The sequence below is a fragment of the Brevibacterium sp. MGP-B1 genome (assembly GCF_057766545.1).
This window is the reverse complement of the sequence record NZ_CM173407.1, coordinates 3,487,168-3,499,555: the sequence shown is the minus strand read 5'-3', so window position 1 is coordinate 3,499,555 and position 12,388 is coordinate 3,487,168. Positions and strand designations below refer to the sequence as shown.

Below are 12,388 nucleotides of genomic sequence, written 5' to 3'. Positions count from 1 at the left end.
TTTCAGACTCCTTCAGCGAGGCGGTCGATGACGGCGGCGGCGGGTCCGGTAACAGCACAGCGCCAACCGGTCCCGGCCCATAGGTGGAGCCGGTCGGCGTCGCCGGCCTTACCGGCGGCCTGGCGCAGGCCGCGGGTGAGATGGTGCACCGCCGGGTAGGCACTCAGGTCGGTCGCGTGGTGACGGTCGATGAAACCGTTGCGCAGGGCTCGTGCGGGCCTGCCGGTGAAGGCACGGGTGAGGATGGTCTCGGTGAATGAGTCGTCACCGAGAGCCCGCCGATGCGTGGGCGAGGTCCCCGCTTCGTCGGTGCGCAGCAGCAGAGTCCCGACAGCGACGGCCTGTGCGCCAGCGGAAAGGAGGGTGTGCACGGCATCGGGGCCGTCGACCCCGCCGGCGGCGATCACCGGCAGGTCCACTGACCGGATGACCTCGCCGACGAGGTCGACCGTCTCAACGTCCGCGACGGCGCGAGCCGGGTCGAAGGTCGCGCTGTGGCCACCAGCACCACAGCCCTGCACCACGAGCCCGTCGACGCCGGCTTCGCGGGCCTGGCGCGCCTCCCCCACAGTGGTCACGGTCGCCAGCACCCGAGTGCCCGCGCGCTGAAGGCCCGCAATGTCGGCGGAGTCGGGCAGCCCGAAGGTCAGCGACACGAGCGGCACCGGACGTTCGACAAGCAGCGCGAGCTTCTCCTCCCAGTGGTCATCATCGACGACCGGTGCCGGGTCCAGCATCACCCCGTAGGCTCCGGCTTCGTCCGCGAGTTCCTCGGCGTAGGCGGCGAACCTTTCCTCGTCGATGGGTTCAGTCGAAGGCACAAAGAGGTTGACCCCGAAGTCCTGGACGCTGTCTTGAAGCTCTTCGATCTCGGCTCTGAGGGTCTCAGCGGACTTATAGCCGCCGGCAAGGAATGGGAAGGCCCCGGCCGAGGCGACAGCCCGGGCAAGTGCCGTAGTCGACGGCCCACCGGCCATCGGGGCCGCGACGATCGGCAGGCGAGACCGGAGCAACGGTGTCATTGGCTGTACTTCTTCCTCATGGAGACGGTTCCGGTGCGCGTTCATCGGGCGAGCCATTCGGGGCGACTGCTGCCCAGAGCGGGGGTGGTGCGCTGCCAGGCAGGTGGGGTCTCGGACATGCCGATCACCGGGCCAAGACTCTTGAGATCGCCGTAGACCGTTCCTTCGTCGAGAACGGCGTAGCGCTCGAATTCCTCCGGCGTCAGCTGCCCGGGCGCATTGGTGAATCCGGCGATGAGGCCCTGTCGCTGCAACAGCATCGCCGCCCCTGCGAGAGAGACTTCCACGCGGTAGCTGCCGCCCTCGGTGGCACGGCGGCGCAGCGCGACCATCGCTCCGAAACTGGCCATGTACCCAGTGAGGAAATCGCACAGGTACACAGGTGTCAGCTTCGGCCGGCCCGTCCCTGACACCGTCCCTTGGATATCGGCTACCCCGGTGACGGCTTGAGCGACCTGGTCCCACCCGGCGCGGTCGCCGAACGGGCCGTCCGATCCGAAGCAGTTGACGGTGACGTAGATGAGGCCAGGCCGTTCCTGTGCGAGCTGATCGGGCCCGAAGCCGTGTGCGGCCAGCCGATGGGGGCGGTATCCCTCGACGAAGACGTCGGCATCGCGCACCAGGCTGTGAAGGGTCTGGGCCTGCTCAGGGTCGGTGATGTCGAGAAATGCGCTGCGCTTGCCGTGACTGGTGTCCCTCACGAAGGGGGTGACCTGGGGCAGGTGCGGGGCGGTGACCATGAGAACGTCCGCACCGTGCTCGGCGAGGCTCAACGACGCGGTCGGGCCGGCGAGGATGCGGGTGAGGTCGAGCACGCGGACGCCGGACAGGGGCTGCGACCCGGCGGGGAGGGGCTCGGGCTGGCCGTCGGCGATCTTGGTGATCCGCACAACTGGTTGCTCAGCCAAATGGGCTCCGTGTGGGTGTGCCAGCCATTCCTCGCGGGTACGTACGATGCCGCCCGCGGCATTCGCTTCCGCAATCGCGTCCTCAAGGTCTTGGGCGTCCCATCGGCTTACCGCAGCAGCTACCGACTCCGGCGTGGCCTCCGCCCTCAGTACATCCAGAACGCGGCGTTCGAGGTGAGGAAGATTGAAGTGCGGAACAAACCATCGACCGTCGCGTGTCAGCCACGGCTGCGTCAGGGCAACCATGTGCGCGACGTCCGAGGACACCGGGATCGGGTGATAGCGACCATCGCCAGAGCGCGCAAGCGTCATGTCCTCTCCACCCAGTGCGGTGGCTGCCGCTGCCCGGACGTCGATGCTGACCTTTTGCCGCCGGCCTGTCTTCAGCTCCCACAGGTCGTTCGCGGCGATAGCGCGTGCTGCCAGGGCATCGGCGAGGGTGGTGCCGATCCGGAACGGCGAGACGAACAACGGGTCGTCTCCCGTGCGCCTGACCTCGTCCGCGGCGACCGGGCCGCGCCCACGCACAGCGAGCAACTCTTCGAATGCTGATTCTGCAGATCCCGATATACCCATCGGATGACTCCCACTTTTCCGTTCGTTTTCGTTGACACTTCAACGCTAAGCACGGGGTGCGTAGAAGAGAATTGCCGCGTTTGCATGATCTATGCTTGGGGGTTATGGATGTGGAACTGAGGCACCTACGCGCCTTCGTAGCCGTCGCGGAGAACCTGTCGTTCACTGCGGCGAGCCGGCTGCTGATGGTCACCCAGCCCGCCCTGACCCGCACGATCCAACAACTAGAGCAGGGCCTCGAGGTCCGACTGCTCGAACGCACCTCCCGATCGGTGCGTCTCACCGACGTCGGACGTGCATTTCTGCGGCGCTCCCAAGTCCTCCTGCGCGACCTCGATCTGGCCGTGGCCGAGGCCCGCAATGAGCGCAGCCTCAAGATTGGGTTCTCCTGGGTGCTGCCGACCCCGTGGGTCACCGAGGTCGTCGAAGCGTTCGAGGACACGACAGGTGCATCGGCACGCCTCATGCGCCGCGATGACCTGGCAACGGCGCTCGAACGCGGAGAAGTCGACGTCGCACTCGCCCGGCACGAGCTCACCGTCCCAGGTGCGACGTCCCAAGTCCTGTTCAACGAGCCCCGAGTCGCCGCAGTCAGCAGCCGCTCCGCGCTAGCCGAGAATGAGCGGTACACCTGGAACGAACTCGCCAGACATCCCCTGGTCATCAACACGGCCAGCGGCAGCACACGGGTCGACCTGTGGGATCCCGCGTACCGACCGGAGAAGGTCGTCGAATGCGACAACTACGACGAGTGGATCGCCCTCATCGCCGCGGACCGCGGCGTTGGGGCCACCGCCCTGTCGGCGGCATCGGCCAATACCCCAGCGGGGGTCACCTTCATCGCGCTCGACGAAGCACCGCCTGCCAGCCTCCGCCTGGCCTGGCTGCCCAGCCGCACCGCAGCTCTCACTCGCCGCTTCATCGAAGCCGCCGCGGCACACAGCCGGCCCCGCTGAACCGATCAGTTGTGCACGGGACTGGTGAGTAAACAAGCAGGCAGCCGCGGCCTGCTATGACCGTGGACCAGCGACGCCTTGAGAGCCGAATACTCATCAGGTTCACGTGACACCGTACGGGAGACCTACCTCGGGGGCGTCCGCCTGTCCTTTGAACGATCGATGGCGTCAATTCCCAGGGGCAGCAGCACCTTGCACTGAGACTACGCCTCGGTCCTGTGCACATACGCTGATCCTTCTCGGCTCGCGGGCAGGGCCCCTCAAGCTTCACGCTCCCGTTACACCGGCCGCCGTGGGCCAACTGGTCGCGGCGGTGGCGAACTGATCGTGTTCTGATGAAGTGTCGAGCTACCGGCCTGCGACCGCAGAAGTCCGGAAGGAGAGTCGCGGGACCGATGCACTCGCGCCTCCGCCTACGCGAGGGATGCTGCGGCGTTCCTGATCCAGCTGCGGAACTCGATGGCGAGATGTTCGCAGTGGCCCTCGATGAGCGCATCCGGCGCTGCAGCTGGGTAGACCACTCGCACGACGACGTCGGCACCGTCGTCCGTGTCGCGAGCCTGGTGAACGCAATAGGCGAAAGGGGTTCCGTCGTCCAGGCTGAGAAGTGCGTTCATCAAGGTGATCGGGTATTCGGGCTGCCGGAACACAGCCACCTGAGGCGGGAGTTCGCGGGGGACGGAGACCTTGAATCTGGTGAGGTGTCCGCCGATCGTCTCGACCATGCCGCCTCGGTACGCTGGTGGCTCGACGTAGTGCTCCGGGTGAGCGTTGAGCAGCAACGACTTGTCGCCGAACTCGCCGGACCCAGCCTGAGCCTGGAACCAGTTCGCCAGTTGCGTTCCGGTCAGACCGCGCACGGTGAACTCCGTGCGCGACTCTCGGAACCTGCCGTCCGACTCCTCGATGATGCTCTTCTGGTAGCGGTCACCCTCGGCGACCTGCTCCGCGATCAGATCCATCATGATCTGTCCGCCCGCGATCGTCTTCAGATTGCGCAGCGCCCTGCGGGACGCCGCCAGCTCCCACTGGTCGACGGCGGTTTCGTCGAACTCGCGCCCCATCGTCTTCACGACGACTGTCGTCTTCATCTCCATAGTGATTCCTCTCCGCTTCTCCGGCTCGCGAAGTGACAGCCACCTCGCGAGTTCTTCGTGAACATACCATGTTAAGGTGCATGCATGCACCTTAACGAACAAGAGTCTCAGCCTGTTCGACGACGACGTGGAGAGACCCTCCGGTCCGCGATCCTGTCGGCAGCGTGGGAAGAGCTACTCGCGCGAGGGTATGACGGGTTCAGATTGTCGGAGGTCGCTCGGCGAGCCGGAACAAGCCGGCCCGGCCTGAACCGGCACTGGGACAAGAAGACCGGCCTGGTGAGGGATGCCATCCGCTACGCGAGCGATCGGTTCCTGCTCGTCGATCCTGACACCGGAACCCTCCGCGAGGACATCATCGGGCTGATGGTGCAGCTCAATGAATCTTTCGCGATGTTCGCCGCCTCATTGACCGCAGAGCTGTCCGCGTACTATGGCGCGACAGGGACGAGCCCGGCCCAACTGCGGCTTGGATTGGTCGAAAAGCGGTGGTCGATCATCGAAGGTGTGCTGTCGCGAGCGGTGGAGCGAGGCGAGATCGATCCCGATCGACTGACGGAGCGCACAGCCCGTCTGCCATTCGACCTCCTTCGGCACGAAACGCTCATGACGCTGAAGCCGTTGCCGCGCGAAGACATCGCCGCCATCGTCGATCTGATCTTCCTTCCGCTTGTTCTGCCGAGCACTGCCTGACTAACTGTATTGTCGTTGGATGCCATCCGATCCGGAGCCATTCCGATTGAAGTGGCCGTCTCGATACAACGTCGCCGAGATTAGTCGGATCCTTGCGCGCCGCGGATAGCTCGAGTCGTGACCGCATCGATGAACGCAGCATCGAAAGGTTCGCGGGAGAACCACCGACGGTAGAAGACTGGGCCTAGAACGGTAGATGCAAGCAGTGCTGTATCGGTTTCGGCAGGAAGCTCGCCGCGACCGATCGCGCGTTCGGCGATCTGACTCACCAGGGACGCGTGCCCCTTTTGTATCTGCGCATGCATATCGGCGAACGCGGCGTTGCGTTCCGCCGCATCGACAATCGAAGGCAGCACAGCAGCCCATCCCGCTTGCTCCACCATGCGCACGAGATCGGCGACGAACATCCTGAGGTCGCCATGAAGAGTCCCGGTGTCGGGGAGGTCGTAGCGATCATCGAGACCTGCACACGCATCGAGCACGAGGGCTTCTCGGGTCGGCCAATGTCGGTAGATCGTAGTCTTCGCCACGCCAGACCTGCGCGCAACCTCGTCGACGCTGAACCCGCCGACCCCAGTCGATTCCAGCAGGTCCGTTGCCGCGGCAAGGACGGTCGCACGCGAGCGCTGAGTCCGCGCGTCGATGATGGTGCCCGTACCAGCTGATGGGTCAGTCTGAGGCTGAGTAGGCATGAGTCGTCCTTTCCACGTTTCGCTACGATACTGTAGCGTAGCGTTGAACGCTGTAGTAGTGAAGGGAAACACTCATGGAACTCGCCTCCGTACGCATCATCACTGACGACCTCGACGAAATGGTCGGCTTCTACGAGCTCGTGACGGGCATCCGCGCTCAACGCCCCGCACCTGTCTTCGCCGAGCTGGTGACCCCGCTGGCGACTCTCGCGATCGGACACTCCAGCACCGTGCCACTGTTCGGCGAAGGTGTCGCTGAACCTCGCGCCAACCGCACCGCGATCATCGAATTGCGTGTCGCTGATGTCGATGCCATGCACCGTCGCCTTCAGGACCAGGTCGACTCCTGGGTGCAAGTACCTACCGACATGCCGTGGGGAAACCGCTCCGCACTGCTGCGCGACCCGGACGGGAACCTCGTCAACCTCTTCACCCCCGTCTCTGCCGAAGCGCGCGCCCGCTTCGCAGACCGAAACACCAGCACAAGGTCCTGACGCATAGTCAAAGAGGATGACTGCCTAGCGACGGACATGGCGGAATCGACGGACGAATACAGACCTCTGCGGGCCTGAGCACCTTCGACCACCGCTCCAAGTCCGCCCCGCTCCGAGCAAAGGAACGTACATGGCCCACATTCGCGCTTTCACAGCCGATGACTCCGACGCCGTCGTGGCTCTTTGGACCGATGCCGGGCTCACCCGGCCGTGGAACGATCCAGTGAAGGACATTTGGCGAAAGACAACGACGCAGCCGGAGATGTTCCTGATCGCCGAGGACGACGAGGGGCACGTGGTCGGCAGCGCTCTGGCTGGCTACGACGGCCACAGGGGGTGGATCCACTATCTCGCCGTCGCCGCCTCCCATCGCGGGACAGGACTCGGCACGGAGCTCGTCCGCCGCGCCGAATCCATGCTCGCTGCCCTGGGCTGCCCCAAGGTCCAGCTCCAAGTGCGCCCCGAGAACACAGGCGTTATCGAGTTCTACGAGAAGCTGGGTTACGCGACCTACCAAGCTGTGAGCATGGGCAAACGGTTGGAATCCGACGAGCTCGATCTCTGAACTGCAGCATCCTCCACCTCAGAGGTCTCGCACGCCGCCGAGACTGGATTCCGTGTAGGCAGATTGCCTCCGTCCGGGGCCCGAGGGGCATCGATCACCCGGTGAGCGCGACAGTGGCCGCGGCGACGACGAGCAACACCAGATACGCCCAACTATGCACCGCCTCCGGGATCCTCGGGGGTCGCCTGCGCAGGACGACGATGACCGGAACTGCTCCCGCCAACAGAGCGAAAGCCGATGCCACGTCGACCGTTCCGATCAACCCGGAACCCGAGGCCACTCCCCCGCCGAACGCGAACGCCACCAGCATGGCCGGCGCAGCAATCGCGATCGTCAGCGGATTGGCCAGAGACGTGGCTGTGCTCATCTCCATGCCGGACCGGCGCATCATGGGCACGGTCATCACGCTTCCCCCGACACCGAGGAACGACGCGATCGCTCCGACCGGGGCCCCGAGTGCGTCCGGAAGTCCACGGCCCGCAGTTTCATCGACGGGCCTCGCAGTCGCCCGTCGCGGAAGGAATCCCGGTCGGAGCAGAAGATCGACGACAGTGATGCCGATGTAGACGACGAATCCCCACCGCGTTACCGCGTCCGGGACGAACAGGGCCGCCCCTGCACCCGCCGCACCGCCGACGGCGAGGAGAACGAACAGTGCCCGGCGACCACGGAGATTCTCCAAGATGCTGCGCCTCGTGGAGAGGGTCGCAATGATCGCGTTGACGACCATAACCAGAGCCGATGTCGCCACCGCGATCCGTATCGCATCGCCGCCCCTTGACGCGTCGACGAGCAGGATGATCGGGACGGTGACGAAACCACCACCGAAGCCGAAGAGCACAGTGGTCACACCGACGGCGAGACCCACAAAGAACAGAACCAGGAGTGTCATGCCTCCATCTGATCGTGACACGCATGTGGCGGGCAATCGATTACGCATCAACTCCTTTTGAGTTTCGGCCATCATAACGATCGCGGACCCAACGTGGGCCTTCCGATCGACACACTGGAGCGGCGCTATCCGAGGAGACCATGCACTCCCGCCGCGTTCCCCGCCGCGTTCCCCGCCGCGCAGTTCGTGCGCGTCATGCTCGGCGAAGAATCTGAGGCGAGCTGCAACTCGTCGGTGGAACCCGGTATCGGCAACTGATCTGTCACCGACCGTGTGGCCGACTTCTGATCAAAGATCAGCGCACGGCACCTTGGCATGCCTGTCACCCAGTGATCTAGAGAACCCGGGAGAAGTAGACGCGGTCGAAGCCGTCTTCGTGTCGCCGCTCGACAACCGTGAACCCACGTTTCGGGTAGTAGTCAAGGTTTTCGGTCATAGCCGCGTTTGTATAGAGGCGCAGCTCGGTCAGGCCGAGTTCACGAGCTCGCTCTTCAGCGAACCTGAGGAGGGCAGCCCCGACGCCTTCGCGCTGCCGATCAGGATCGACCGCAATGTTCCCAATGTGCAGATAATCGTCGCGGGGTGAGAGAACGATGAGCCCGACGATGCAGCCATCGTTCCGCGTCACATAGGCCTCGCCATCAAGGATCCGCTGCCTGTAGTTGTCCGTCATCGGCGCGGGCCGCTTGCCGATCCGGGGTACGTAGCCACGGTAGGCGCGATCGACGAGGTCGTGGATCGCCTTCTGGTCTCCGACGGACGCTTGGCTGACAGCTACTCCTTGCATCAAAGATCGACCTTCCGCTTCGGCTCTGACATGCGAAGCCTGCTGATCGGGGCAACGACGAGACCATTGCCGGAACCGAACAGCACGATAGTTAACCCTACGGCGAGATCGCGAAGAACAGGACCAGCAGCTTCATACCTCCATCTGAACACGCGACACCCACGGCAGGCAATCGAATCCGCACCACTTTCCTTTGAGTCTCAGCCATTATGATGACCGAGTGCACAACGTCAATCTGTCTGAGGTGGACCATCTGCCGATCGACGTGCTGCCGATCGGCACCGACTACGCACCCGGCCATCTGCTCCCGCGGCACTCTCACCGCCGCGCTCAGCTGCTGTATGGCGCACGGGGCGTCATGCAGGTCGACACCGACGACGGGTCGTGGACTGTGCCCGCGCACCGGGCCGTGCTCATACCGGCCGGCACCACGCACGAGGTGGTCATGGACGCCGTGACGACGTGGAGCCTGTACATCGAACCGGACGCCGTACCCTGGTGGCCGACCCGATGCGTCGTTGCCGAGATCAGCCCGCTGCTTCGAGAGCTCTTGCGCACCGCGAACGCCTTCGCCGCGGACTACGATGCTGCGGGGCGCGACGGGGCGGTCATCGACCTCATTCTCCATGAGCTTCGCGGACTGACGCCCACACCGTTGTCGGTCTCTCTGCCACACGATGAGCCGTTCCGATCCTTGTGCCGTCGTTACCTGGCTGAGCCCGACCTTGCGGTGTCGAACGCCGATTGGGCGCGAACAGCAGCCATGAGCCTGCGGACGTTCGACCGCCGGTTCCTCGCCCAGACAGGGACGAGCCCGGCGGCCTGGCGATCTCGAGCGCGTTTGCTCGCCGGCCTCCGGATGCTCCCGTCGGCGTCGGTCACCGAGGTAGCCGTCCGGCTCGGGTACTCGTCCCCGGCAGCGTTTACCGCGGCGTTCACACGTGCGTTCGGGTCTCCCCCGACGCACTACGCGTGACTGAGTGATTCGATGCCAAGAGGCAGCATGGCGAGCGTTGTCGACATTGCCGGGGAGAGCTCGTAGTTACCGATCGCCGAGCAGGTATCGAGTGACCATGGCGACTAGCTCCGTTTCGAGCCTTTCGACCTGGTCGGGGTTGAGGGTTGCCATGAGTTTGTGGGTGTTCATCTCTAAGGTTCCCACGACGAGTTCTGCGGCCATGTCGAGATCTTTCACCTGGACGTCGGGATGACGGGCGAACACCTCGCGCACCTGGCTCACCCGGGCTTTGCCGTGCCGGTCGACCGCTTCGATCAGGTCACTGGAGACAGGCGCTACCTCGATCATGATCTGCAGGAGCTGGGGGTCGTCGCGGTGGTTGTCGATCGCGTCGCGTACCAGGGACCGGATGACGCCTTCGAGGCTGCCGGGAGCCATGTCCAGTTCTTCGGCTCCTGTCCATGAGCCGCGGTCGATGTGCCGGACCAGCAGCTCGGCGAGGATGGCGTCCTTGTTCGGGAAGTACTGGTACAGCGAGCCGATGGACATGCGGGCCCGTTCGGCGATGCGGTTGGTTGTGCCGGCCGCGTATCCGTACTCGGCGAAAACCTGAGCAGCTGCGGTGAGGACCCGCTCGCGGGTGAGTTCGGCGCGAACCTGCCGGGGCTTGCGACGTGGGGCGAGGCGGCGATCGCCGGGGGTCATCCGTTGTTCCTCCTGGCCGGTGAAAAGCGAGTAGCAAATAGCTGAGCTTTTACTCACAATAGTGTCATGAGCTATGAAAACACGAGGACCGACAATCTGGGAGTGTGGCGATGAGCCCCCGGGTCCGCCTCCCAAGAGAGCGCAAGATGCTCACGTTGGAGGTACGGCGCTGTCAGCCGGTCTCCGCCGGCTTCACCACAGTCACCCTGGGCGGGCCCGGCATACGGCACCTCGTTCCAGGAGAAGCTGACCAGGCTGTGCGACTCTTCTTCCCACGCGAGGGGCAACAAAAGCTGCAGATGCCGACCGCCTCGAACGAGGCGTGGATGGTTCAGGTCCTGCGGATGCCGAAAGCGACCCGTCCGTGGGTGCGCACTCTGACCGTCCGCAGCCTGCGCCCGGCGGAGCAGGAACTCGACATCGAGTTCGCTCTGCACGGCGACTCGCCCATGACCTCGTGGGTACGTCGGGTCCAGCCGGGAGACCCTGCCGGGATCTTCGATCTCGGTTCCATGTACGGTCCGCCTGAGCACACCCGAGGACGCCTGCTGGTGGGTGACGAAACTGCGTTGCCAGCCATCTTGTCGATCCTAGACAGGGATCCGAATCCGTCGCCCACAGAAGTCTTCGTGGAGGTGGCGACCAAGCACGACATCCGCGCCGTTTCCACACAGCCCGGCGTGCGTGTCCACTGGCTCAGCCGCGACAGCGAGAGTCTGCGTCCCGGCGTCCGCGCACTGGAGGCGGTTGCTGGTGCCGAACTGCCCGAAGGCCCCCTTTATGCGTGGGCGGCGGGCGAGGCCAAGCTGGCCACTGGCCTTCGGCGACTCCTAGTCAACGACCGTGGCATACCGAAACGGGACGTCTCCTTCTACGGGTACTGGCGACTTGGCCGGTCCGCCCCCGGCTGAAAGGAGGCCACCCACTCCAGCCACGGCGAGCTCCACCCACCGTTCGCCTCCCCGTTCCGGTCGCCGTCTTCGTCCTCGGCGTCTGGGCGCTGGGGTACGGTGGAAACCGCAAAGGCTTTAGCTCCTACCGTCTGGATGTGAGCAAGGCTGGCCCCCGGTGTAGCCACGGCAGCCGGGGGTTTGCTTTTCTGAGGAGAGATCGAGCTCTGAGAGCTCTGCTAGCTAAGTGTTGCCGCGGACCTGCTCGAACTCCATCTCCGCGGCCCGTGCCTCCTCACGGAGCAGGTCAACGAGCTGCCGCGCCGTCCGGACGGGGTCCTCGGCCAGCAGCTCAGCCGCACGACCAGCGGCGTACTTCCTACCGGCGTGGTTGAAACCGACGCTGAGTTCGCGGTCGGTGAAGAGCTCGTGAAGTGACGCGTCCATGTCCCAACGGTACGTCAGCACCCCGTCTCTCACATCGATGGCCCGTCGTGACGCCGCCTAGAATCGTGGCCATGGATCCCGAACCGGCCTGGACGGACGCTCTGACACCATCCGACCGAGAGGCCTGCCTTCTCGATCTCGAGGCGGCCGCGGGCACCGACCGCTTCGAGGAGGTGCAGCGCTCCTGGCGTGAGACAGCAGAGGCACTCTCAGCCGGGCTCGGGCGCGACAAGCCCGACTGGCTCGAGGACCCCACGCTCGTCGAGCGCCCCTGATTGTGGTCCACGACCGACTGCGACGGCCTCGGATCAGATCGTCGCGATCGGTCGTGCGAGTGCTGTGTCTACGAATCGCCGTCCGGCGCTCGGAGCACGTCGATGACGCCGGCGCTGGCCAGACGCTCCAAGGTCCCTATTGACGGTGGTACGTCCCCGCACTCGAGCCGGGCAACCTGCGGCTGGGACCAGCCGAGTGGGCGGCCGAAGCCGGTCTGCGTCAGGTCGCGCCCGCCGCGGTAGTCGACGACAGCCAGGCTCACGGCGCTGGCCAGCGCGAGGCGATCAGACTTCGCCGCGTACTTGGGGGGGCGGACTACCGGCGCTCACGGACGATCTGGTCGTGGTTTTTGAGCTCGGAGAGCTTCATGCCCCCTTCTAGCTCCTCCGTCGCTCGCGGATCCGCCAGAGCGTGACGACGCGTTCAGTAG

The 12,388-nt window shown here is 64.9% G+C and carries 16 protein-coding genes; 7 read left to right on the top strand and 9 right to left on the bottom strand.

What is annotated here, in order from left to right:
• Positions 1-2: 2 nt before the first annotated feature.
• Positions 3-1,022 carry an NAD(P)H-dependent flavin oxidoreductase gene (locus tag AC3CD9_RS15885; RefSeq protein WP_488364917.1) on the bottom strand — a complete coding sequence of 340 codons (1,020 nt, stop codon included), beginning with the start codon at positions 1,020-1,022 and terminating at the stop codon, positions 3-5.
• Between the two features lie 41 nt (positions 1,023-1,063).
• A complete protein-coding gene (locus AC3CD9_RS15880; protein WP_488364915.1) occupies positions 1,064-2,401 on the bottom strand; it encodes a CoA transferase in 1,338 nt (445 codons plus the stop codon).
• A 209-nt stretch (positions 2,402-2,610) separates the two neighbouring features.
• Here AC3CD9_RS15880 and AC3CD9_RS15875 point away from each other — a divergent pair, with 209 nt between their 5' ends.
• Positions 2,611-3,462, top strand: coding sequence for a LysR family transcriptional regulator (locus AC3CD9_RS15875; RefSeq protein WP_488364914.1), 852 nt, complete (start codon positions 2,611-2,613; stop codon positions 3,460-3,462).
• A gap of 413 nt (positions 3,463-3,875) precedes the next feature.
• Here the strand turns inward: AC3CD9_RS15875 and AC3CD9_RS15870 are convergent, their stop codons facing one another.
• Positions 3,876-4,559: a hypothetical protein gene (locus AC3CD9_RS15870; protein ID WP_488364913.1), complete on the bottom strand. Its 684-nt coding sequence runs from the start codon at positions 4,557-4,559 to the stop codon at positions 3,876-3,878.
• Between the two features lie 84 nt (positions 4,560-4,643).
• Here AC3CD9_RS15870 and AC3CD9_RS15865 point away from each other — a divergent pair, with 84 nt between their 5' ends.
• Positions 4,644-5,252: a TetR/AcrR family transcriptional regulator gene (locus AC3CD9_RS15865; protein ID WP_488364911.1), complete on the top strand. Its 609-nt coding sequence runs from the start codon at positions 4,644-4,646 to the stop codon at positions 5,250-5,252.
• An 80-nt stretch (positions 5,253-5,332) separates the two neighbouring features.
• Here AC3CD9_RS15865 and AC3CD9_RS15860 read toward each other — a convergent pair whose 3' ends face one another.
• The gene (locus tag AC3CD9_RS15860; protein WP_488364910.1) at positions 5,333-5,944 is read right to left on the bottom strand and encodes a TetR/AcrR family transcriptional regulator; all 612 of its coding nucleotides are present in this window, start codon (positions 5,942-5,944) and stop codon (positions 5,333-5,335) included.
• Positions 5,945-6,018: 74 nt separating this feature from the next.
• Between AC3CD9_RS15860 and AC3CD9_RS15855 the strand changes: the two genes are divergently transcribed.
• Entirely contained in the window at positions 6,019-6,438 is a 420-nt protein-coding gene (locus AC3CD9_RS15855; RefSeq protein WP_488364909.1) for a VOC family protein, read from the top strand.
• A 130-nt stretch (positions 6,439-6,568) separates the two neighbouring features.
• Complete coding sequence (locus tag AC3CD9_RS15850) at positions 6,569-7,003, top strand: GNAT family acetyltransferase (RefSeq protein ID WP_488364907.1); 435 nt, start codon at positions 6,569-6,571, stop codon at positions 7,001-7,003.
• Positions 7,004-7,097: 94 nt separating this feature from the next.
• On the opposite strand, the gene AC3CD9_RS15845 is transcribed toward AC3CD9_RS15850, so the two are convergent.
• Both AC3CD9_RS15845 and AC3CD9_RS15840 read right to left on the bottom strand, forming a co-directional pair.
• Complete coding sequence (locus AC3CD9_RS15845) at positions 7,098-7,895, bottom strand: sulfite exporter TauE/SafE family protein (RefSeq protein WP_488364906.1); 798 nt, start codon at positions 7,893-7,895, stop codon at positions 7,098-7,100.
• A gap of 334 nt (positions 7,896-8,229) precedes the next feature.
• A complete protein-coding gene (locus AC3CD9_RS15840; RefSeq protein ID WP_488364905.1) occupies positions 8,230-8,682 on the bottom strand; it encodes a GNAT family N-acetyltransferase in 453 nt (150 codons plus the stop codon).
• 220 nt (positions 8,683-8,902) lie between these two features.
• Between AC3CD9_RS15840 and AC3CD9_RS15835 the strand changes: the two genes are divergently transcribed.
• The gene (locus AC3CD9_RS15835; RefSeq protein ID WP_129313991.1) at positions 8,903-9,658 is read left to right on the top strand and encodes an AraC family transcriptional regulator; all 756 of its coding nucleotides are present in this window, start codon (positions 8,903-8,905) and stop codon (positions 9,656-9,658) included.
• A 66-nt stretch (positions 9,659-9,724) separates the two neighbouring features.
• On the opposite strand, the gene AC3CD9_RS15830 is transcribed toward AC3CD9_RS15835, so the two are convergent.
• A complete protein-coding gene (locus AC3CD9_RS15830; protein ID WP_488364903.1) occupies positions 9,725-10,345 on the bottom strand; it encodes a TetR/AcrR family transcriptional regulator in 621 nt (206 codons plus the stop codon).
• Between the two features lie 146 nt (positions 10,346-10,491).
• Here AC3CD9_RS15830 and AC3CD9_RS15825 point away from each other — a divergent pair, with 146 nt between their 5' ends.
• The gene (locus AC3CD9_RS15825; protein WP_488364902.1) at positions 10,492-11,256 is read left to right on the top strand and encodes a siderophore-interacting protein; all 765 of its coding nucleotides are present in this window, start codon (positions 10,492-10,494) and stop codon (positions 11,254-11,256) included.
• Between the two features lie 222 nt (positions 11,257-11,478).
• On the opposite strand, the gene AC3CD9_RS15820 is transcribed toward AC3CD9_RS15825, so the two are convergent.
• A complete protein-coding gene (locus tag AC3CD9_RS15820; RefSeq protein ID WP_488364901.1) occupies positions 11,479-11,682 on the bottom strand; it encodes a hypothetical protein in 204 nt (67 codons plus the stop codon).
• A 71-nt stretch (positions 11,683-11,753) separates the two neighbouring features.
• On the opposite strand from AC3CD9_RS15820, the gene AC3CD9_RS15815 reads away from it, so the two are divergent.
• On the top strand, positions 11,754-11,957 hold the full coding sequence (locus tag AC3CD9_RS15815) for a hypothetical protein (protein ID WP_488364899.1): 204 nt from the start codon (positions 11,754-11,756) through the stop codon (positions 11,955-11,957).
• 68 nt (positions 11,958-12,025) lie between these two features.
• On the opposite strand, the gene AC3CD9_RS15810 is transcribed toward AC3CD9_RS15815, so the two are convergent.
• Positions 12,026-12,220: a helix-turn-helix domain-containing protein gene (locus tag AC3CD9_RS15810; RefSeq protein ID WP_488364898.1), complete on the bottom strand. Its 195-nt coding sequence runs from the start codon at positions 12,218-12,220 to the stop codon at positions 12,026-12,028.
• Positions 12,221-12,388 lie beyond the last annotated feature (168 nt).